This is a genomic window from Streptomyces sp. NPDC059080, assembly GCF_042739975.1.
GTDB classification, from domain to species: Bacteria; Actinomycetota; Actinomycetes; order Streptomycetales; family Streptomycetaceae; genus Streptomyces; species Streptomyces benahoarensis.
On sequence record NZ_JBHYGX010000055.1, the window covers coordinates 4,031 to 25,114 of the forward strand.

General features: G+C 73.0%; 20 protein-coding genes. 7 read left to right on the forward strand and 13 right to left on the reverse strand.

The window, feature by feature from the left end:
• Nucleotides 1-118: 118 nt before the first annotated feature.
• Nucleotides 119-334: a hypothetical protein gene (locus ACFWWQ_RS27470; protein ID WP_384601499.1), complete on the reverse strand. Its 216-nt coding sequence runs from the start codon at nt 332-334 to the stop codon at nt 119-121.
• Between the two features lie 406 nt (nt 335-740).
• Between ACFWWQ_RS27470 and ACFWWQ_RS27475 the strand changes: the two genes are divergently transcribed.
• Complete coding sequence (locus ACFWWQ_RS27475) at nt 741-1,970, forward strand: cytochrome P450 (RefSeq protein ID WP_384601502.1); 1,230 nt, start codon at nt 741-743, stop codon at nt 1,968-1,970.
• Here the strand turns inward: ACFWWQ_RS27475 and ACFWWQ_RS27480 are convergent.
• The 7 genes from ACFWWQ_RS27480 to ACFWWQ_RS27510 all read right to left on the reverse strand — a co-directional run bounded on the left by ACFWWQ_RS27480 (nt 1,945) and on the right by ACFWWQ_RS27510 (nt 7,230).
• The gene (locus ACFWWQ_RS27480; protein WP_384601505.1) at nt 1,945-3,207 is read right to left on the reverse strand and encodes a cytochrome P450; all 1,263 of its coding nucleotides are present in this window, start codon (nt 3,205-3,207) and stop codon (nt 1,945-1,947) included. The two genes, ACFWWQ_RS27475 and ACFWWQ_RS27480, sit on opposite strands and share 26 nt — an antisense overlap.
• On the reverse strand, nt 3,204-3,860 hold the full coding sequence (locus ACFWWQ_RS27485) for an ATP/GTP-binding protein (RefSeq protein ID WP_384601509.1): 657 nt from the start codon (nt 3,858-3,860) through the stop codon (nt 3,204-3,206). Before ACFWWQ_RS27485 ends, ACFWWQ_RS27480 begins: the two co-directional genes overlap by 4 nt.
• Complete coding sequence (locus tag ACFWWQ_RS27490) at nt 3,841-4,197, reverse strand: DUF742 domain-containing protein (protein WP_384601512.1); 357 nt, start codon at nt 4,195-4,197, stop codon at nt 3,841-3,843. The genes ACFWWQ_RS27485 and ACFWWQ_RS27490 overlap by 20 nt, the downstream gene beginning before the upstream one ends.
• Nucleotides 4,194-4,631, reverse strand: coding sequence for a roadblock/LC7 domain-containing protein (locus ACFWWQ_RS27495; RefSeq protein ID WP_384601515.1), 438 nt, complete (start codon nt 4,629-4,631; stop codon nt 4,194-4,196). Before ACFWWQ_RS27495 ends, ACFWWQ_RS27490 begins: the two co-directional genes overlap by 4 nt.
• Nucleotides 4,628-6,256, reverse strand: a complete 1,629-nt coding sequence (locus tag ACFWWQ_RS27500; RefSeq protein ID WP_384601517.1) for an ATP-binding protein — start codon at nt 6,254-6,256, stop codon at nt 4,628-4,630. Before ACFWWQ_RS27500 ends, ACFWWQ_RS27495 begins: the two co-directional genes overlap by 4 nt.
• A gap of 412 nt (nt 6,257-6,668) precedes the next feature.
• On the reverse strand, nt 6,669-6,890 hold the full coding sequence (locus ACFWWQ_RS27505) for a hypothetical protein (protein WP_384601519.1): 222 nt from the start codon (nt 6,888-6,890) through the stop codon (nt 6,669-6,671).
• Between the two features lie 40 nt (nt 6,891-6,930).
• Nucleotides 6,931-7,230 carry a hypothetical protein gene (locus ACFWWQ_RS27510; protein WP_384601522.1) on the reverse strand — a complete coding sequence of 100 codons (300 nt, stop codon included), beginning with the start codon at nt 7,228-7,230 and terminating at the stop codon, nt 6,931-6,933.
• A gap of 329 nt (nt 7,231-7,559) precedes the next feature.
• Here ACFWWQ_RS27510 and cbiE point away from each other — a divergent pair, with 329 nt between their 5' ends.
• Nucleotides 7,560-9,008, forward strand: coding sequence for a precorrin-6y C5,15-methyltransferase (decarboxylating) subunit CbiE (cbiE, locus tag ACFWWQ_RS27515; RefSeq protein WP_384601525.1), 1,449 nt, complete (start codon nt 7,560-7,562; stop codon nt 9,006-9,008).
• A complete protein-coding gene (cobM, locus tag ACFWWQ_RS27520) occupies nt 9,005-9,781 on the forward strand; it encodes a precorrin-4 C(11)-methyltransferase (protein WP_384601528.1) in 777 nt (258 codons plus the stop codon). The genes cbiE and cobM overlap by 4 nt, the downstream gene beginning before the upstream one ends.
• A 90-nt stretch (nt 9,782-9,871) precedes the next feature.
• On the opposite strand, the gene ACFWWQ_RS27525 is transcribed toward cobM, so the two are convergent.
• Entirely contained in the window at nt 9,872-11,104 is a 1,233-nt protein-coding gene (locus ACFWWQ_RS27525) for a cobalt-precorrin-5B (C(1))-methyltransferase (RefSeq protein WP_384601531.1), read from the reverse strand.
• Between the two features lie 245 nt (nt 11,105-11,349).
• Here ACFWWQ_RS27525 and ACFWWQ_RS27530 point away from each other — a divergent pair, with 245 nt between their 5' ends.
• The 4 genes from ACFWWQ_RS27530 to ACFWWQ_RS27545 all read left to right on the forward strand — a co-directional run bounded on the left by ACFWWQ_RS27530 (nt 11,350) and on the right by ACFWWQ_RS27545 (nt 14,873).
• Nucleotides 11,350-11,706: a type VII secretion target gene (locus ACFWWQ_RS27530; RefSeq protein WP_384601534.1), complete on the forward strand. Its 357-nt coding sequence runs from the start codon at nt 11,350-11,352 to the stop codon at nt 11,704-11,706.
• Between the two features lie 6 nt (nt 11,707-11,712).
• A complete protein-coding gene (locus tag ACFWWQ_RS27535; RefSeq protein ID WP_384601537.1) occupies nt 11,713-13,383 on the forward strand; it encodes an alpha/beta hydrolase in 1,671 nt (556 codons plus the stop codon).
• Complete coding sequence (locus ACFWWQ_RS27540; RefSeq protein ID WP_384601540.1) at nt 13,380-13,973, forward strand: hypothetical protein; 594 nt, start codon at nt 13,380-13,382, stop codon at nt 13,971-13,973. Before ACFWWQ_RS27535 ends, ACFWWQ_RS27540 begins: the two co-directional genes overlap by 4 nt.
• A gap of 123 nt (nt 13,974-14,096) precedes the next feature.
• Entirely contained in the window at nt 14,097-14,873 is a 777-nt protein-coding gene (locus ACFWWQ_RS27545) for a cobalt-precorrin-6A reductase (RefSeq protein ID WP_384601542.1), read from the forward strand.
• Nucleotides 14,874-14,903: 30 nt separating this feature from the next.
• Here the strand turns inward: ACFWWQ_RS27545 and ACFWWQ_RS27550 are convergent, their stop codons facing one another.
• From ACFWWQ_RS27550 to ACFWWQ_RS27565, 4 genes are all read right to left on the reverse strand, one after another.
• On the reverse strand, nt 14,904-15,923 hold the full coding sequence (locus tag ACFWWQ_RS27550; protein ID WP_384601545.1) for a hypothetical protein: 1,020 nt from the start codon (nt 15,921-15,923) through the stop codon (nt 14,904-14,906).
• A 1,108-nt stretch (nt 15,924-17,031) separates the two neighbouring features.
• Nucleotides 17,032-18,621, reverse strand: a complete 1,590-nt coding sequence (locus tag ACFWWQ_RS27555; protein WP_384601548.1) for a precorrin-2 C(20)-methyltransferase — start codon at nt 18,619-18,621, stop codon at nt 17,032-17,034.
• Complete coding sequence (locus tag ACFWWQ_RS27560; RefSeq protein WP_384601592.1) at nt 18,618-19,244, reverse strand: precorrin-8X methylmutase; 627 nt, start codon at nt 19,242-19,244, stop codon at nt 18,618-18,620. Before ACFWWQ_RS27560 ends, ACFWWQ_RS27555 begins: the two co-directional genes overlap by 4 nt.
• 134 nt (nt 19,245-19,378) lie before the next feature.
• Complete coding sequence (locus ACFWWQ_RS27565) at nt 19,379-20,923, reverse strand: cobalamin biosynthesis protein CobG (RefSeq protein ID WP_384601551.1); 1,545 nt, start codon at nt 20,921-20,923, stop codon at nt 19,379-19,381.
• Nucleotides 20,924-21,084: the final 161 nt, after the last annotated feature.

Here is a 21,084-nt window from a genome sequence, read left to right on the forward strand (position 1 = left end):
CGGGAGAACCGTCGCCGCCCCGCCGTCGTCGTTTACGCAGGCCCGCCCAGGTAACCGCAGGACAGGCAGATTTTCTGGCCCGCCTGTATCGAGTAGATCGCACCGCACTTCGGACAGTTCATGTGCCCTCTCCCGTCGTTTCGGCCGCCCGGACGGCCCAGTGGTATTCGTCGTTCAGCGCGTCCGCTTCGGCCTCCGCCTCGTCCCTCGTGGGGATGTTGACGGCGGCGCGGGTTCTGCCGTCCGGGCAGGTGAGATGGGCGAGGTGCCCGTCAGGGGTGTGCACGATGTACCACGTGCCGTCTTTGTTGCCGCGCGCCTCGAACATGCCCATCGCCACTCCTTGTACCCGGACCGACTACCTAACGTAGTGGCTCCGGGGGGCGGGTCCGCAAGCCCGCCGTGAGCGTCCGCACCGCCCCGGCGGCCGGTTCCGCGGCGGCCGCCCCAGAGTTCGGCGGAAGATCCAAAAGCGGGAGCCGGGCCGCTTCCGCTTCCTTCGGGGATAGGTAAAGTCGCAGGTCAGGTGCGTAATGGGGTGGTGTGGTCGCGTCGCGTGAGGGGGGTGGGACGGTCCGCTTCCGGGTGGGGCGGGGGTGAGGGGCCCTTGATAAGTGGCCGGTCCGGGACGATCTTTGGTGTGCCTGTGGCCCCGTGCGGGGGGCATGGGGGTGACCGCCAGGCGTGCGGGAATCCCCGCACGCCCTTACGTGTCGTACGCATCTACCGAGGAGTGTGCCGTGCCCGCGAGCCGAGCAGTGCCGCCGGACATCCTGTCGCCCGAATTCCACGCGGACCCGCACCGCGCCTACCGCGTGCTGCGCGACGACTTCCCGCTGATCCACCACGAGGCCACCGACAGCTACGTCCTCTCCCGCTACGAGGACGTGGAACGCGCCTTCAAGGACCCGGTGTTCACCACCGACAACTACGACTGGCAGCTGGAGCCGGTGCACGGCCGCACCATCCTCCAGATGAGCGGCCATGAGCACGCCGTCCGCCGCGCGCTGGTCGCCCCCGCGTTCCGCGGCAGGACCCTGGAGACCACGTTCCTGCCGGTCATCGAGCGCAACGCTCGCGAACTGATCGACGCGTTCCGCGACACCGGCAGCGCCGATCTCGTCGCGCAGTTCGCGACCCGCTTACCGATCAACGTCATCGTCGACATGCTCGGCCTCGACCGCACCGACCACGACCGCTTCCACCGCTGGTACACCGCGATCATGGGCTTCCTCGGCAACCTCGCCCAGGACCCCGACGTCGCCGCCGCCGGACTCCGTACCCGCGAGGAGTTCGCCGCGTACCTGCTCCCGGTCATCCGCGACCGCCGCGAGAACCCGGGCGACGACCTGCTCTCCACGCTCTGCGCCGCGGAGATCGACGGGGCGCAGATGAGTGATGAGGACATCAAGGCGTTCTGCAGCCTGCTGCTCACCGCGGGCGGCGAGACCACCGACAAGGCGCTCTCCGCCCTCATGTACAACCTGCTGCGCCACCCCGAGCAGCTGGCCGCGGTGCGCGCCGACCGGTCGCTGATCGCGCCCGCCTTCGCGGAGACCCTGCGGTACACCCCGCCGGTCCACATGATCATGCGTCAGCCGTCCGAGGACGTCGACATCGCCGGGGGCACGATCCCCGCGGGCGCCACCGTGACCTGCCTGATCGGCGCCGCCGGACGCGACGAACGCCGCTACGCGCACCCCGGCACGTTCGACATCCACCGCACCGACCTGGCGGCCACCACCGCGTTCTCCGCCGCCGCCGACCACCTGTCGTTCGCGCTCGGGAGGCACTTCTGCGTCGGCGCGCTGCTGGCCAAGGCGGAGGTCGAGACCGGCGTCAACCTGCTCCTCGACGCGCTGCCCGGCCTCGCCCTCGCGGACGGCGCGGCCCCGCGCGAAGAAGGCATCTTCACCCGGGGCCTGGACGCCCTCCCGGTGCGCTTCACCTCGGCGCGTACGCGGGGGTGAACTCCACCGGCAGCGCCGTCAGCCCGCGCATCCACAGCGACGGATGCCACACCAGCGCCTCGGCGGGGACCGACAGCATCACGTCCGGCAGCCGGTCGAGCAGCACCTCGACGGCGGCCTGCGCGATGACCTCGGCGATCTCGGGCGCCGGGTAGGGGCAGGAGTGCTCGCCGTGGCTGAACGACATATGGGACTGGTTGCTGTCCGTACCGGCCGTGGTGAAGTCCGGGCTGACCTGCGGATCGTTGTTGGCGGCGGCCAGGCCCATGACCACCAGGTCACCGGCGCGGATCCGCCGCCCGCCGAGCTGGGTGTCGCGGGACGCCCAGCGGCCGATGTAGTTCTGCGTCGGGGTGTCCTGCCACAAAACCTCGTTGAGCGCCTGGCCGACGCTGCGCCGCCCGCCGGAGAGCGACACCGCGAAGCGGTCGTCGGTCAGCATCAGCCGCAGGGTGTTGCCGATCCAGTTGGCGGTCGGCTGCTGCGCGGCGGCCATCACCACCAGCAGATCGATGACCACCTCCTCCTCGGCCAGCTTCGCGTGGTGGGTCAGCAGCCGGGACGGCACGTCGGCGGCGGGCCGCTCCTTCCGCTCGTGCACCAGCCGGGCCATCCGCGCGGCCACCCGCTGATGCGCGTCGATCGCGCCGGGGCCCTCGTCCAGCGACCCGGAGATGTCCCGGACCAGCTGCGGCACCTCCGTCGCGGCGAGGCCGAACAGCTCGGTGACGACGAGCAGCGGCAGCCGCAGCGCATAGTCCGCCATCAGGTCCGCCTCGCCGCTCCCGGCGAACGCGTCGATCAGCCCGTCCGCGAGCCGCTCGCAGATGCCGCGCAGCTCGAACTGGTCGATGGCGAGCAGTGCGTCACTGATCGCCCCGGAGCGGCGGCGGTGCTCGGCGCCCTCCGCGAACATCACCGACGGCTGGTAGCCGACGAACGGCATCAGCGACCAGTCGGCGGGGATCGACTCCCAGGCGTGCCAGCGCCGCGAATCGCGGGCGAACAGGTCGGGGTTGGATGTCACCTGGTGCACCTCGCGGTAGCCGAGGACGAACCAGGCGGGGATGTCGCCGTCCAGCAGGACCGGCGCGACCGGCCCGTACGTGCGCCGCAGCTCACGGTAGAGCCGCGCCGGGTCGCCGCTGAGCCCCTCGCCGTAGAGCCTGACGGCGCCTGACGGGTGGACGGAGGGGGCGTGCGCGGGGCAGCCGGGCGGGGGGAACTGCTCGGTCACGGGGCGGCCTTCACGGTCTCGTGAGGGGCGGACAGGGAGTAGAGGTGGTGGGCCAGCGCGATCAGCACGGACTTGCTGGACGCGCGGTCGCGGGCGTCACAGGCCACCAGCGGGATCTCGGGCGACAGGTCGAGCGCCTCGCGCACCTGCTCCAGGGTGTGCTGCGGCCCGCCGAAGTCGTTGCACGCCACGATGAACGGCATGCCGTGCGACTCCAGCCGGTCGATCGCGTACCAGGAGTCGTCCAGGCGGCGGGTGTCGACCAGCACCACGGCGCCGAGCGTCCCGGTGAACAGCCGGTCCCACAGGAACCAGAAACGTTCCTGGCCGGGGGCGCCGAACAGGTACAGCACGGAGCGGTCGTTGATGCTGATGCGGCCGAAGTCGAAGGCGACCGTCGTCGTCGACTTGGTCTCCACGCCGGACGGGTCGTCGACGCCGACGCCCGCCCGGGTCATGGTCTCCTCGGTGCTCAGCGGGCGGATCTCGCTGACCGACCGGACCATGGTGGTCTTGCCGACGCCGAAGCCGCCGACGATGACGACTTTCAGGCCGTTGTCCGCGGTGGCCCGCAGCGGGGCGTGGGACGGGGCGGCGAGGGCGTCGGGCGCCGGTGCGGCTCCGGAGCCCCCGTCAGAGGCGGTGGAGTGCATCGAGCACCTCCTTCAGCAGGTCGGTGTCGGGAAGGTGGGCCGCGGTGACGGGCCGGGGGTGGCGGGCCGTCACCTTGCCGGAGTCGAGCAGGTCCGACAGCAGGATCCGCACGACGCTCACCGGCATCCGCAGCTCCGCCGAGACCTCCACGACGGCCATCGGGTGGTGGCACATGGACAGGATCCGGACGTGCTCCGACTGCATACCGGGGGCCGGATCGCATTCGCTGACGATCAGGGTGACCAGGTCGAGGGTGAGGTCGTCGGCGGCCCGGCTGCGGCCCCCGGTGACGGTGTAGAGCCGGTCCGGATCGTCGTCGGGACCGAGCCGCTTCATGCCCGCTGCCCCGGGCTGAGCGTACGGCCGCCACCCTCGGCACGCGGCGCGGCCGCGAGGTACTCGCCGATCTGCTCGACCAGTTCGTTCATGTTGAAGCCGATCAGGCCGACATCGGCGTCCTCGACGGCCAGCAGGGCCAGGTGGGCGCCGTGTCCGGCCTCGACTATGAAGAGGATGCCGCCGTGGAACTCCGTCATCGCCTGGCGGACGCCGCCGGTGCCGTCGCCGAACTCGACGGACGCGCCGTGCGACAGGCTCTGGATGCCCGAGGCGATGGCGGCCAGCTGATCGGCCTGATCGACGGTCAGACCCGGGGAGTGGCACAGCTTCAGGCCGTCGCGGGAGAGCACCAGGGCGTGGCGGGTGCCGGGCGTCTTCTGGAGCAGGTTCTCCAGCATCCAGTCGAGGCTGTGGTCGGTCGTGTTCGTCATCGGATCTCGTCCTCCGGGTGAGCGGGGCTGGGGGTCTGCGAAGGATCGGGGGCACCACCGGGCGCCTTGGGGCCGCGGCCGACGGCGCGGCGGAAGGTGCGGAACCGCTCCGCGGCCTCCTCGTGGGAGCGGGCCGGGCGCGGCGCGGCGGGCCGGGGCGCGGGCTTCGGCGCCGGGCCGTCGGCCGGCGACGAGGAGGCCAGCGTCTGGCCCCGGCGGCGCTTGGGCAGCCCGCTCTCGCCGAACTCCGGTGCGGGCGCGGCCGGTCGGCGGTGCTGCTGCTGCGGCGGGATCGCGGGGCGCGACGCGGGCGCCTCGGGCGCGGCGGACGGCTGGTGCGGTCGCGACGTCTCGGGCGGCTCCGGGGGGAACGGCGCGAGCGGGGCGACCGGCTCGGCAGGGTCCCGGTAGGAGGCGTGGCGCGGTGCGGACTCCGACGGCGTACGGCGCGACGCGTGGCGCGGCCCGGCGGGGCGGGTCAGCGACTCGGGCACGGTGTCCGGGACGACGGGCCGCTCCGGCTCGCGCACCAGCGGCCGGGACTCGGTGACCAGCTGCTGCGGGATGAGCACCACGACGCTGGTGCCGCCGCGCGCCGACGGGCGGAACGACACGTTCAGCCCGTGCTTGCGGGCCAGGCAGCCGACGACGGCGAGACCGAGACGGGTACCGGACAGCGACATCAGGTCCAGGGAGTCGGCGGAGACCGCGGCCTCGGCGCGGCGCAGCGCCGTCTCCCCCATCACCAGACCGCTGTCCTCGACGCTGACGACGACGCCCGCCTGCGTCTCCTCGACGTAGACGTGGACCGCGGACGACGGCGGCGAGAAGGACGTCGCGTTGTCCATGATCTCGGCGAGCGCGTGCATGACGCCCTCGGCCGCGTGCCCGGCGACCGCGACGGTGCTGCTGTTGTGCAGCTGGACCCGGCGGTAGGCGCTGATGCGGCCCATGGCGCCGCGCAGCACGCTCTCCATCGAGATCGGCTTGTTCCAGCGGCGGCCCGAACGGGCGCCGGTCAGCACCGCGATGGAGTCGGCGAGGCGCCCGGCCTGCGCCGTGGAGTGGTCCAGCTTCAGCAGGTCGCCCAGGACCTCCTCGCCGTGCCGGTGCTCCATCTCGCGCAGGTCGGCGAGCATGCTCGTGGAGAGCGCCTGGACGCGTCCGGCGGCGTTCGCGCAGGCGGCCATCGCGGCGGCGCGCATCCGCTCCCCGCGGCCGACCTCCTCGGCCAGGCTCCGGACGACGCGCTGGTGGGCGGGGGTGGTGGGCAGCGGTACCCGGTTGAGCGCGGTGTCGGCGGACGAGCCCGCGCGCAGCTGCGCGACGACCGCGGGCAGCGTCTCGTCGGCGAGCCGCTCCGCCTCGGCGCGGACCGCCTCGACGCGGGCGCGGTGCGCGCGGGCCTGCCGCAGCCCGTACACGGCGGCGGACACCGATCCGCTCACCACCACGGCCGCTGCGAAGCCGCCCCAGGCCAGGGCGGTGCGGACGGTCTCCGGGGCGACGAGGACGGCCCACAGGCACAGGCCGCCGGCGATCACGAGCGTGGCCACCAGGGCGAGCAGCGCGGCACCGAGCGGCGAAGACTCTGCCCGACGGCGGGAGGGTATCTGGGGTGACATCGGACAGGTCCTCGGAGCGATGGCGGCGTCGGTACGGGGGAGGGGCCGGGCAGGAGCGCGGAAACGGTCCTGACGAGCCGTCCGGCCGACCGCACGGGCTCCGGGTCGCGGTGGGGGCGCGGGCCGGTGCGCGGCGCGGGCGGAAGCGGAAGATCTTCTGCACTTTATCGGCTCGGATCGATCCGGCAAGCCTCGAAGCGGGCCCCGGCCTTGCCCCGCCCAAGGGGGCCGGAGCGCCACCCTGGAGGGTGCTCCGGATCAGTCAGGAAATGTCGGGCTGCCCTGAGTGGAGATCAGGGGGCTCTTGACGGAGCGGAGATGCCTGCGTCGGCTCCGGCCGTCACGGAGGCGGCGGGGCGGCCCGCTGCGGGGGCCGCCCCGACCGCCCCGGGCTGCCGAGCCCTTCCGGGTCTTACTTGCCGACGAGCCGGGGCTGCGTCGCTTCCACGTCCACGCGAAGTCGTTTGGCCAACTCGGACAGCGACAGGTTCGCGTGCTCGTCGGGTACGTCCACTTCGGCCACCTCACGGCCATCCATGGGCAGGGGATGGGCGCTGATGCCCCCACCCTGGTCCCCGACGTCCGTGAGGGCGACGATCAACCCGTCTCGCTCGTAGGCCACATGAACCCGCATGAGTACCTCCTTATCCGCTCTCTGATCCACGCCTATCCGCTCACTGATCCACGCCGATGGCGCTCACGATGAAGTCCGCAGCTCCCTGGCGGGTTTTGATCAGCAGATTCCATCCGACGTGATTCGGCTGATTCTTGGCGTCGAAGAGCATCGATTCCTCGACGAGGTCGAGGTAGGTGTAGATATCACCGAACCCGGTATGGCCTACGGCAAACCGGTTGAAGCTCCGCGGCTGCGGATCGACGGCCTGCCCGTTCACGGTGTAGGCGAAGCCGAACCTCTGCTGGGTGTTGGCCGCGAGGTACACCCGACCCGAGTACCGGTGCACAAGGGATGCCATGAGTCCTCCTACCAGTCCATTCGCCCCGGCCTTCCGGTCAGGGGCCCCCGCCACCGTCCAGTGTGGGAAGACCACGGGTGTTCCGCATCCGGGGGCGAACGAGTGAAGAACACCGGAACCAACGAGTGAAGAACACCGGAACCAACGAGTGAAGAACACCGGGACCGAAGCGCCGTATATGGTTCCCGGTTCGCCCGAGGGCGCCACCCGGGCCTCCCCGACGGCCGGGGCAAGCCGGGCGCTCAGTAGAGTGCGGGGACGTCCCGGCCGCCCGGCCGCCCTTCCCCCACCGGCCGCCCGGCGGCTTCCGAGGTTCGAGGTACTCGGCAGTGACCTCCCTGGCATCCCCTTCACCGCTCCCCTCACCCGTCCCGCCCGTGCTCACCGTCGTCGGGATCGGCGCCGACGGCTGGGACGGGCTGGCGCCCGCCTCCCGGGACGCGCTGCGCTCCGCGGGCGTGCTGCTCGGCGGCGCCCGCCAACTTGACCTGCTGCCCCCGGAGTGCGCCGGTGAACGCCTCACCTGGCCGTCGCCGCTGCGCCCCGCCGTCCCGGGCCTGATCGCCGCCCATGCCGGACGCGGCCTGACCGTGCTGGCCAGCGGCGACCCGATGTTCCACGGCATCGGCCGGACGCTCACCGAGGTGCTGGCCGCCTTCCCGGACGACCCGGCGGCGCCCTGCCCCCGGCTGCGGGTCCTGCCGCACCCCTCGTCCGTCGCGTACGCCTGCGCGCGGCTCGGCTGGCCGGTGGCCGACACCGAGGTCGTCTCGCTGGTCGGGCGGCCGGTCGCGGGCCTGGCGCGGGCGCTGCACCACGGGCGCCGGGTGCTGGTCCTGTCGTCCGGCGCGGACACGCCCGCGCGGATCGCCGAGGCGCTGCGGGAGCGCGGCTTCGGCCCGTCCCGGATGCGTGTCCTGGAGCAGTTGGGCGGCCCCGCCGAGGCGCAGGCCGACGGCACCGCCGCCACCTGGGCGCGCCCGCCCGGCGACCCACTGAACGTCGTCGCCGTGGAGTGCGTCCGCGAACCGGGCGCACTACGGCTGCCGGTCGTCCCCGGGCTGCCCGACGACGCGTACGACCACGACGGCCAGCTCACCAAGCGCCACGTACGGGCCGCGACCCTTTCCGCGCTCGCCCCGGAACCCGGCGAACTCCTCTGGGACGTCGGCGGCGGTTCCGGTTCCCTCGCGATCGAGTGGCTGCGTTCCCACCCCGCCTGCCGCGCCGTCACCGTCGAACGGAACGCCGTCCGCGCCGCCCGCATCGCCCGGAACGCGGACACCCTCGGCGTACCGGCGCTGCGGGTGGTGCGGGGTGCCGCGCCTGACGCGCTGGCCGGGCTCCCGGTCCCCGACGCGGTCTTCATCGGCGGCGGCCTCACCACCCCCGGCCTGCTCGACGCCTGCTGGGCGGCGCTGCCCCCGGGCGGCCGCCTCGTCGCCAACACGGTGACCCTGGAGTCCGAGGCCCTGCTGACGGAGTGGTACCGGCGCCACGGCGGTGACCTGGTACGTCTCGCCGTCGCCCATGCGACGCCGGTCGGCGGCTTCACAGGCTGGCGGCAGGCGATGCCGGTGACCCAGTGGGTGGGGGTGAAACCGGTGCCTACCGGGGGCGGCGCGTCTGCGCCCGAGCCCTCTGGGGAGGCCGCCGGGCCTGCTGTCCCCGGGGAGGCCGACGTGCCTGCCGTCCCCGGGGAGACCACCCCCGTACCCACTCCCTCAAGCCCCGCTGCCCCCACCTCCCCCACCTCCCCGACGAACGAGGAACGATGACCGTCCACTTCATCGGCGCGGGCCCCGGCGCCGCCGACCTGATCACCGTGCGCGGAGCCCGTACCCTCGCCGCCTGCGGGGTCTGCCTGTACGCGGGCAGCCTGGTGCCGCGTGAACTGCTCGCCGAGTGCCCGCCCGGCGCCCGGCTGATCGACACCGCCCAGCTCGACCTGGACACCATCACCGCGGAGCTGGTCCGCGCCCACGAGGAGGGCCACGACGTGGCCCGACTGCACTCCGGCGACCCGTCCGTCTTCAGCGCCGTCGCCGAGCAGATGCGCCGCCTCGACGCGGCGGGCGTGCCGTACGAAGTGGTGCCCGGGGTCCCGGCGTTCGCCGCCGCGGCCGCCGCCCTCAAGCGCGAGCTGACGGTACCGACGGTCGGCCAGACCGTGATCCTCACCCGTATCGCCCAGCGCGCCACCGCCATGCCCGAGGGCGAGGACCTCGCCACCCTGGGGCGCAGCGGCGCGCTCCTCGTCCTGCACCTCGCCGCCCGGTACGCCGACCGCGTCGTCGCCGAGCTGCTGCCGCACTACGGTGCCGACTGCCCCGCCGCCGTCGTGGCCCTCGCCTCCCGCCCCGACGAACTCGTCCTGCGCGGCACCCTCGCCGACATCGCCGACCAGGTGAAGGCCGCGGGCGTGGTCCGCACGGCCGTCATCCTCGTCGGCCGCACCCTGGCCGCGGAACAGTTCGGGGACAGCTACCTGTACTCGCCGGATCGCGAACGGCCGCAGGGCGGTTGCGGGGGCGCTGGGGGCGCGCTCTAACGGCGGGACCTGGCGTTCGCGCGCCCCCTCCCGTTCCGCCTTCGGGCGGCCGCGCCCTGCCTCCCGGCTACGCCCCGGCTCCCCGGAGTGCTACGCCCCCGGCCCCCGGGGCGCCGACCGCCCCACCACCAGCCCGGCCCGGTCGATACACACCACATCGACGGTGACGGGCGCGCCCCGCAGCACCGCCAGCGCCTCGTCCCGGGCGGTGGCGGCCACCAGATCGCCCAGGGGCACCCCGGCGGCGGCGCACAACTGGAGCGCCGCGAGCCCCGTGTTGGCGCCCGCGACCTCGGCGGCCAGCGCCTCGTCCGCGCCCCCGCGCCGCGCCAGCTCCGCGAGGAACCCCTTGTCCACCTGCGACCGCGCCGAATGCAGATCGAGATGCCCGGCCGCCAGCTTCGACAGCTTCGCGAACCCGCCGCAGACCGTCAGCCGCTCCACCGGATGCCGCCGTACGTACTTCAGCACCGCGCCCGCGAAGTCCCCCATGTCCAGCAGCGCGTCCTCGGGCAGCCCGTGCAGCGCCACCGCGACCTTCTCCGACGTGGACCCCGTACAGCCCGCCACGTGGCGCCGCCCCGCCGCCCGCGCCACGTCCACCCCGCGCCGGATCGAGTCGATCCACGCCGAGCAGGAGTACGGCACGACGACGCCGGTCGTCCCCAGGATCGACAGTCCGCCGAGGATGCCCAGCCGCGGGTTCCAGGTGCTGCGCGCGATCTCCTCGCCGTGGTCGACGGAGACCTCGACCTCGACATCGCCGCGCCCGCCGTACCGCGCCGCCACCTCGGCGAGGTGCCCGGAGATCAGCTGCCGCGGTACCGGGTTGATCGCCGGTTCGCCGACCTCCAGCGGCAGCCCCGGCCGGGTCACGGTTCCGACACCGGGCCCCGCCCGGAACACCACCCCCGAACCGGCCGTCAGCTCCCGCACCGTCACCCGGATCAGCGCACCGTGCGTCACGTCCGGATCGTCCCCCGCGTCCTTCACCACCGCCGCCCTCGCCCACGACCGGTCCGCGGCCAACTCCTCCTTGGCCAGCGCGAACGACGGCGTGTGTCCCTTGGGCAACGTGATCCGCACCGGATCCGGGAACTCCCCGGTCAGCAGCGCGGTGTACGCCGCGGCACTCGCCGCCGTCGCACATGCCCCGGTCGTCCAGCCGGAGCGCAGACCGGTATGCGCGAGCTGAGCGCTACGGCCGCCTGCGGGGGGTGGCTGGCTCCCGGGGCCCTGTGGCTCCGCCGGACCTTGGGGCTCCGCCGGACCCGCGCCGGACGCACTCACCGTCGCCACCTGCCCTTTCACCACCCGATCCATCGGTATGCGGCACCGTGAGCCGCCCGTCCATGTTCCCTGCCACGCGGTACGGCGCCGTAGCCGGGTTGGGTACGGGACGGCCGCGGCGCCGAACGCCCGGAATGCCCGGCACCGGGCGGATCCATCGCTCCCTTTCGGCCTGCCATCGGCCGAATCACCTCCCATAAGCGTGCCACCTGCACGCATCACCTAGGGTGATTGGCTGTCTCATACTGCGTGGAAAAACGGGGAAACGGGGGGCTGTTGTGCCGGATACCGATGTGCAGCCGAAGACGCTGCGCACCGCGGCGGGCCAGAGCGAGGAAATGCAGTCCGGGGTGGCCTCCGCCATCAGCGCACTGAATGCGCATCACCAAGGTCTGCCGGGACAGGCCGAGGGGTTCTCCTTCGCCCAGCAACTCATGCGGACGCAGCACTCCTGGCAGGCCAGGCTCGGCGACGTCCGAAACGAATGCGGGGACGTCGCACAATCCCTCCGGAAATCTGCGGACAACTACGAGACGAACGACGACAACACCGCGCGGTCGTTCACCCAGCGCTCCGAAAGTCCGGCCGTGGCCCTCCCCGCGGCACAGTCGCGTCACAACAGCCCGTTCGGATGATGTCCGATGCCCACTCTGCGGGAAATCCAAGACCTCCGCTTTTCCGCCCTGGAGGGCGCGAAAGAGGAATGGGCGCGGTCCGCACACCGCCTCGGCGGCTACCAGGACCGTGTCGACACCTACATGCGCCGCCCGTTGAAGAGTGACTGGTCCGGCGATGCGGCCGACACCGCGCAGAAACGTCTGGACCGCCTCGGACAGAACTTCCAGTTCGGCTCCCAGGAATGCGCGCTCATAGAGACCACCATCGACGGCTTCGTCACCGAAATGAAGGAGCAGCAGAAGCAGCTCCGCAAACTGCTTGACGAGGCATCCGCGAGGGGCTTCAAGGTGCTGCCCAGCGGAGAAGTGCTCTACAAGGACGAGGGTTCCATTCCGACGGGCGATCCGGACGCCGGCACCCCGGACGAAGAGGTCGAGCGGCGCGACTACGAGGAGAGCGTCTTCAGAGTGCTGCGCACCGTCGAGGAGATCGACGGACGGTACTCCATCGCCATCGCGCGTCTCCAGGCCGACCGTGGACTGAAGGTCGACGGCCTGGAATCCCAGCGGGACGCGTCCGACATCTCCCAGATCGCGGGTACGGCGCTCGGCCTCAATACTGCTCCACATCAGGGCACGGACCCGAAAAAGGTCAACGACTGGTGGCAGGGCCTGAGCCAGGAGGAGCGGGACGAGCAGCTGGCGCTGAATCCCGACGTGATCGGGAACCTCGACGGAATTCCCTCCGAAACTCGCGACGATGCAAATCGCGTCAACCTTGACCGGCTGATCGACGCTCACCCGCCTGGTACGCCCATTTCGGAGGAGCAGGCCGAGCAGCAGAAGGGGTTCCGCGCCATCAGGGACCGTCTCGACCGAGATGATGGGAAAGTCCCCGAGCCGTTGCTTCTGGGTATCGCGGCCGAGGGGCAGGGGCGGGCCATCCTGTCGTATGGAAATCCCGACACTGCAGACAATGTCTCCGCCTATGTGCCGGGCTTCAGTACCACGATGTCGGATGTTGGCGGCGAAGACGGAGATCGGGCCAAGAGTGTCTGGGATTCTGCGAGCCACGCTGACGCAAACCACAAGACCGCCTCGATCGTCTGGCTTGGCTACGACGCGCCTCAGGATGTTGACGCAGTCTCCCATGAGGAGAAAGGCGCGCGCGGAGGTGCAGATTTCGGTGCCTTCATGGACGGGGTCCAGGCGACTCACGAGGGGAGCCGACCACACGTCACGGCAATTGGGCACAGTTATGGCTCATTTACGGTGGGGCAGGCGGCACAGCGTCCGGGGGGAATTCCCGTTGACGACATCGTTCTTGTAGGGAGCCCTGGCACGGGAGCCGAGAAGGCAGAGGATCTCGGGGTCGGAAAGGGGCACGTTTGGGTCGGGGCAGCAGAGAACGATCCGGTCACCCACGCATCCTCCAAGAGCGAAGTTGCAGGCACGATCGTCGGTGGCCCCATTGGCGGTGCCATCGCGCACTGGGCAGATCCGCACCGACTCTGGTTCGGAACGGATCCCGCCAGCGAAGAATTTGGCGGAAATCGATTCGGTGTCGCGGATGGTGAACAACTTCACTCGCATTCGAACTACTTCAAGGACCCGGACGGTGGTGCCTCCTTGGGGAATATCGGGACTATCGTTGCTGGCCAGCCGGAGAAGGTTTCTCTTCAGGAGAGGAGGTGAGATTCATGTTCTCTCGTAGGGTCTGGCGTGGTGCTCTGGCATCTATTTTTTCTCTTACTGTCCTTTCCGGTTGCTCGCTTATCCCGGGAAGCGGGGGTGCTGCTTATCCCACGGTGGATAAGGCGCTTCAGCGTGTTGATTCCGTACTGGACGATACGTTGGCAGGGATTCGTCCTCGCGTTCGGTGGCGTGACGGTCCCGCGCACATGTCGGAGCGTAGAAATTCATTCACCAACGATGCGAATGGCGAGATGGATGTGAGTCGGCAGCGTCATCTGCGCACACAGGTATCGGAGGGGAAGAAGAAGGAGCTCCTCAAGATCGTGTCACGCCGCTGGGAGGAGAAGGGTTTCGAGGCAAAGGAGCAGAACAATGGCAGGCCATCGCTTCTGAGCGAAGCGTCGGACGGCTGTATTGCGAAAATTGACGTCGGCGGTTCCGGCGATGTGTATATCAGTGTCGGGGTGAGCGCGGTATCGTCCGGCCCCAGTGGTGATATCGCCGGCGAAGAGGGGGATTCGTTCCCCAAGGCTCCCAGTGGGGCTTCGGACTACACGCCCGACCTCCGCGACCCCTACTGGTCGAAATAGCGCCCAAGGAGCCTGGCCCCAGGGACCGGCCCGGGGGGACACTGCCCCTCCCGTACCCTTCCAAGGCGTTTTCTGCTGCCGATGAACCCGATGAACCCGATGAACCCGAAGGACCCCGGACCGATGACTGATCCTGCCGCCCCGGGGCCCCGTCACGTCCTCATCCTCGGCGGCACCTCCGAGGCGCGTGAGCTGGCTGCCGGGATGGTCGGGGCGGACGCGGGTGGCGGGGTGCGGGTCACGTCGTCGTTGGCCGGGCGGGTGGCGGCGCCGCGGTTGCCTGTGGGGGAGGTGCGGGTCGGGGGGTTCGGCGGGCCCGAGGGGCTGGTGTGCTGGATGCGGGAGCATGCGGTGGATGTGCTGGTCGATGCCACGCATCCGTTCGCCGAGGCGATGAGCGCGAACGCGGCGCAGGCCGCCGCTGCCGCCGGGGTGCCGCTGCTGGCCTTGCGGCGTCCCGGGTGGGCCCCGCAGGCCGGTGACGTATGGCATCGGGTCGCGTCGCTGGACGAGGCGGCGGACGCGCTGCCCGCGCTTGGCCGCCGGGTGTTCCTCACCACCGGACGCATGGGCCTCGCCCGTTTCGCGCACCTCACCGACCTCTGGTTCCTCGTACGGTCCGTGGACGCGCCCGAGGGACCCCGTCCGCCGCGGATGGAGACGCTGCTCGACCGCGGCCCGTTCACCCTCGACGGCGAACGGGCTCTGCTGGCGGCGCACCGTATCGACGTCCTCGTCACCAAGGACAGTGGGGCCGCCGCCACCGCCCCCAAGCTCACCGCCGCGCGGGAGGCCGGGGTGCCCGTCGTGCTGGTCACCCGCCCCCCGGCGCCCGTCGGGGTGGAGACGGTGCCGGGGCCGGCGGAGGCGGTGGCGTGGCTGCGGGAGCGGCTGGGCTGACGGGCGGCCCGTCCGCTCGCCGTCGGGCGGTCAGCGTTTGCGGGCGGGGCGGCGCCGTCGCGTACCGCGGCAGGCGCAGGTGAACGCCTCGTCGCGGACCTGACGGTACGTCGGGGTGACCTCCCGGCCGCACTGCGTACAGCGGCACGGCCAGGGCTCGTACGCACCGGGGCAGGGCACGAGGGGGAGGAACCCGGCCGCGTGCATGGTGCGTTCGGCGACGGTCGCCGGTTGGCCGACCGGTGACTGACCCGCCGCCGGTGGCGCGGCGAACGGCTGACCGGCCGGCGGCTGCGGCCTGGCGGGTGCCTCGGCGGCCTGCGGGGGCTGCGGCGGCCCGGGCGGCGTGTCGAGGTACGGCGGCGCGGCGGGGGCGGGCTGCGGCCCGGCGATGGCGGTGACGGCCTGCGGCGGCGCGAGACCGGCCGACGGGGAGCCGGACGACGGGTCACCGACCGGCAGGGGCGCCCCGCCGCCGTCCTCTGTGACGGGCGAGAGCGGGGGCAGCGGCAGCGAGGTGCTGCCGTTCGTGGAGGGGGCGGGGAGCGGGGCGGGGAGCCCGTACGGGGGGCGGGAGAGGACGGGGAAGGCGGCCCGTTCGGTGGCGGTGGTCCTTTCGGTGGTCCTTTCGGCGCCTGTGACCCGTTCTGCGCCTACGGGTCGGTCAGTGCCTGCGGGCTGGTCGGCGCCTGCGAGGTGGCCGGCGCCGATGGGCTGATCGGCCTCCTCGGTGCGGCCGATCTGCCTGGTGCGGTCGGCCGGTTCGGCGGGGCGGGGCTGCTCCGGCAGCGCGGGGCCCGGTTCCGACGCCGGGGGGCTGGCCATGAAGAGGCGCGCGGACGGGTCCGGCGGGGCGAGGTACGGGCCTGCTGTGGGACGAGGGGCTGCCGGAGACTCCGGGGACGCCGTCGGTCCGGGGAGCGCCGGGGCTCCGGGTGACGCCACGGCTTCCGGTGCCATGGACGCCATGGACTCCGTGGCCGCCATGGCCGCCATGGACGCCATGGACGCCATGGACTCCGGGGCCACCGTGGGCTCCAGGGGCGTCATCGGCTCCGGCGAGGCCGGAAGAAGGGCCGAGCGTGCCGCCGGAGCGGGCCCCGAAGCCGCTTCGTCAGCAGACGGCGCAGCCGGGGCGGCCAGGGCGGCCGGTTCCGCAGCGGGCAACTCCCGTGCGGGGCCAGGCAGCGGGACATGCGAAGCGGCCTGGGCCGGAGCAGCCCGGGACGGAGTGGCCTGGGCCGGAGTGGCCTGGGCCGGAGCGGTCCGGGCCGGAACGAGGCCCGGTGCCGCGACCCGTACGGGGCCAGCGCCCGGACCCTGATCCGGACCCACACCCGGCCACGGCACCGAAGCCGCACCGGAGGCCGCACTCGGCCCGTCCGCGTACGGGTTCGGGTTCGGGTTCGGGTTCGGCGACGCCGTGCCCTCCGTATACGGATGGATGCCCGGCGTACCCGGAACCTGCGCCTGGGCCGGGACAGTTGCCCTGCCCGCATACGGCTCCGGGTGAGCCCCCGCCGCGTCCTCCGCGTACGGGTTGACGCCCGGCGCCTCCCCGTACGAGCCGGGTACCGGCGTCCCGGGCCCCGGCACCGGCATGCCAGGGCCGGCCCCCGGCCCCTGGCCATGGGGCATCGGCGCCCCCGCTTGCGGGTAATCGCTCGCATGCCACTGATGGAGGCAGTCGGCGCACCACCACAGGAGTTCGCCGCCGCCGTAGACGCCCTCGTCCTCCCACAGGAGGTCGGTGCCGCCGCAGGAGGGGCAGGGGGTGGCCGGGGTGCGGCTGCGCCGTGTGCGACGGCTCATGAGTGAGACCTGGTCATGGTTCTCCGACTTCATCTGTTCTGCGCCGTGATGGCAAGGGCACACCCCGCCGTCGCCCATGGCGGGCGCGCGGTTTCCCGGGGCGGGGGCGGTGGGCCTCCGCCCCGGGGCGGGAGGCGCACAGCAACAATGTGCCACCCGTCCGTGGACAACAGCCGACAGTTCGGTCAATTTGGCGGACCGGCCTCGCGGGGAGCGCCTCGGAGGGAGCGGGCCCGTACGGATGTCCGGGAGCCGCCCCGCGATGCCGTTCGTCCGTAACGTCCCCCGTATCCACCGGCGTTCACCCCTCACCCGACCCCGAATCCTCCCGGATACGGACCCGGGCTCACCCCTCCGGGTACCGGCGTGGCGTCCACACGGTCGCGGTGCCGTCCGTGCGCCGTACCGTACGGGTCTGCGACGAGCCGATCAGCAGGATCGTGCGCATGTCGACCTCGGCGGGGTCGAGATCGGCGAGGCGGACGGTGCGGACGGACTCCTCGGGGCCGCCGACATCGCGGCCCAAAACGACCGGGGTGTCCGGCGAACGGTGTTCCAGCAGCAGGTCACGGGCCTTGCCGACCTGCCAGGTGCGGCTGCGGGAACCGGGGTTGTAGAGCGCCAGGACGAGGTCGGCGGCGGCCGCGGCGCGCAGCCGTTCGGCGATCACCTCCCAGGGCTTGAGGCGGTCGGAGAGGGAGAGCACCGCGTAGTCGTGGCCGAGCGGGGCACCCGCCTTGGCCGCCGCGGCGTTGGCGGCGGTGACGCCGGGCAGCACGCGGACGGGCACGGCGCGGTACCGCTCCTCGGCGGCGACCTCCAGGACGGCCGTGGCCATCGCGAAGACGCCCGGGTCGCCCCCGGAGACGACCGCGACCCGGCGGCCGCGGCGGGCCAGGTCGAGGGCGAGTTCGGCGCGTTCGGACTCGACCTTGTTGTCGGAGCCGTGCCGCAGCTGACCGGGGCGGACCGGGACCCGGTCCAGGTAGGTGGTGTAGCCGACGAGGTCGTCGGCGGCGGCCAGCGCCCCTCGCGACTCCGGCGTCAGCCACAGCGGCCCGGCCGGTCCGGTCCCGACGACGACCACATCGCCGGAGACGGTGCCGGGCGCGTCGCCGGGTACGTCGCCGGGGGCGTGTGCTGCCTCCCCGCGCGCCCCGGACACGTCTCCGGGGACGTCCCGTTCCGCAACCCGGCTCGGCACCACCGCCACCGAGAAGTACGGCACGGACGCGGGGTCGACGTCCTCCAGCGCCCCGGTCCGTTCGCCCGCCATCGTGGCGCGTTCGACGTAACGGGCCTCCGGCAGCCGGCCCGAGCGTTCCATCGCGCGCCGGACGGCGGGGAAGGTGCGGCCCAGCTTCATGACGACGGCGGAGTCGGTGGCGGCCAGCCGCGCCGTCAGCTCCTCCTCGGGGAGCGTGCCGGGCAGCACCGTCAGCACCTCGTCGGCCTCCACCAGCGGCCTGCCCAGCCGCGCGGCGGCCGCGTTGATCGAGGTCACGCCGGGGACGACCTCGGTCGGGTAACGGTGCGCCAGGCGCTTGTGCATGTGCTGGTACGAGCCGTAGAAGAGCGGGTCACCCTCGGAGATCACGGCGACCGTGCGGCCCGCGTCGAGGTGCGCGGCGAGCCGGGCCGCGGCCTCCTCGTAGAAGTCGTCGAGCGCACCGCGGTAGCCACCGGGGTGGTCGGTCGACTCGGTGGTCACCGGGTAGACCAGTGCCTCCTCGATGTGGTCGGCGCGCAGATGCCCGGCGGCGATGGCACGCGCGATGGACCGGCCGTGGCGGGCGCTGTGGTACGCCACCACGTCGGCCTCCGCGATGACCTGCACGGCCCGTACGGTCATCAGGGACGGGTCGCCGGGGCCGAGCCCCACGCCGTAGAGGCGGCCCGGGGTCCGGGCACCGGACTGCTGCTCGGGCACGCTCATTCCTCCTCGCTCGCCAGGGCGTTGATGGCGGCCGCGGCCATGGCGCTGCCGCCGCGCCGCCCGCGCACCACCAGGTGCTCAAGACCCGACGGGTGGGCGGCCAGCGCGTCCTTGGACTCGGCGGCGCCGATGAAGCCGACGGGTATGCCGAGCACCGCGGCGGGCCGCGGCGCGCCCTCCTCGATCATCTCCAGGAGGCGGAAGAGAGCGGTCGGGGCGTTGCCGACGGCGACGACCGCGCCGTCCAGCCTGTCCCGCCACAGCTCCAGCGCGGCGGCGCTGCGGGTGGTGCCCATCTCGGCGGCGAGCGCGGGCACCGACGGGTCGGCGAGGGTGCACACCACCTCGTTGTCGGCGGGCAGCCGCTTGCGGGTGACGCCGCTGGCGACCATGTTCGCGTCGCACAGGATCGGCGCACCGGCGCGCAGCGCGGCGCGCGCGCTCGCCACCACGCCGGGGGAGTAGGCGAGGTCGCGGACGAGGTCGACCATGCCGCAGGCGTGGATCATCCGGACCGCGACCCGGCTGACGTCGGCGGGCAGCCCCGCGAGGTCCGCCTCGGCGCGGATGGTGGCAAAGGACTGGCGGTAGATCGCCGCCCCGTCCTTCTCGTAGTCGAACACGGTGCCCTCGGTGTGGTGGGTGGGTGGTGGGCGGGAGAAATCGGAGTGCTGCATCGGAGTGCTGAATCGGGATGCTGAATCGGGGTGGGGTACGCGCTAACGGGGCCGGGGCCCGGGGCGCGGCCCGGTGGCGGTCACGGCGTGGTGCCGGGGGCCGCCGGGGGCATCCCGGGCGCGACGGCGTCCGCGACCTGCCGCACGGTGGCGCCCGCCGCGAGCGGCTCGGGTGGCGCCCCCGGCCGGACCACGCTGACGTCGTAGCCGCCGTCGGTCGCCAGGACGTCGATCCAGGTGCCGTGCGGGTGGCCGCAGCGGCGGGCGCAGCCGGACCACTGCACCGGCAGCGCGGTGGCGCGCCCCAGGGCCGTCGCCACGGCGGACGCGTCGGCCCGTACGTCGGTCAGGGACTTGGCGCACCCGGGGCGCCCGGTGCAGGCGCCGAGCCGGTGCCAGGGCGAGTCCGCGTCGGTGACCAGGCCCGCGTCCGCGCACTCCCGCAGCCGGGCGGCGGCCACCGGCGCGGACAGCCCGGGGACGAGGACGCCGCGCCACGGGGTCAGCCGGAGCGTGCCGTCCCCCTCGGCGGCGGTACGGGCCAGAAGGCGCCACTGCGCGCCGGTCAGCCGCCCCAGCGGCGCCGGGACGCTCAGCGCGCGGCGCCCGCCGGGGCCTTCGACGAGGCCGGGCGCCGGGGTGGGCGCGCCGCGCTCCGGCCGGGCCGGGACGTCGCCGGGCGGCACGTACACGGCGGAAATCCCGTCGGCGCGCAGCCGCTCGCCGACGGCGCGCACGGTCGGCGCCGCGCCCCCCGGCAGATCCCGGAACCGCCAGGCGCCGCTGCCGCTCGCGTCGACGGCGTCGAGGAAGACCCGGGCGGCGGCGAGCGCGGCCCGGGCGGCGTGGGCGGCGGGGATCCGTAGGGCCGGCCCGACACCGTCGTCGGGGCTGTCGGGGCTGTCGGGGCTGTCGGGGCCACCGGGGTCGCCGGGGCCGCCGGAGCCACCAGGGCCGCCGGAGCCACCAGGGCCACCGGGGCCACCAGGGCCGCCGAGGAAGAGGAGAGCGGACGCCCCCGGTTCTGCAACTTCTGCAACTTCTGCAACTTCTGCGGCTTCTGCGAAGACTTCTGCAATTTCTGCAACTTCTGCGACGGCTTCTGCGGCTTCTGCGACCAAGGTCACATCCCCGCCGAGGCCCGCCACATCGCCCCGGCCGTCGTCCAGCACGAAGAGGAAGCGGCCCGAAAGCCGCGCCGTCCACTCCTGCCCGCAGAGCAGTTCGTCCAGCTCACGGGCCCACCGCCGCACGTCGGCGGGGGCGCGTCCGTCGATTCCGGCGAGCGGTGAGGCGATGAGGTTGCGGACGCGCTCATGGCGTACGGAGGGCAGCAGCCCGGCGTCGGCCAGCAGGGCGGCCAGGTCGTCGCCGCAGCCGTCGCCGAGGCCGCGCAACTCCACGTTCCCGCGCGAGGTGAGGGAGAGTTCCCCGTCCCCGAACCGCTCCGCCGCGTCCGCCAACGCCATTGCCTGACGTGCCGTCAACTCCCCGGCGGGCACCCGTACGCGGGCCAGCGCACCGTCCGCCGCCGCGTGCGGTCGCAGCGCTCCCGGGCAGGCGTCACCGCGCTCGCGCAGCGGCGGCTGGGCCCCGGGGGGCCGGTTCGAGGGGGAGGGCGGCATGGCCGCGAGCATACCGACGTCGCCCCGGACGGCCACGGCGAGCCGGGCCACGTACGGGCCACGTACGGGCCACGGGGAGGGGCGCCCGCGATCCCGTACGGGCACCCCGCAGGGGCCGGGGCCCGGCCTGGGCCCGCCACCCGCTCCCCGACCCCAAGCCC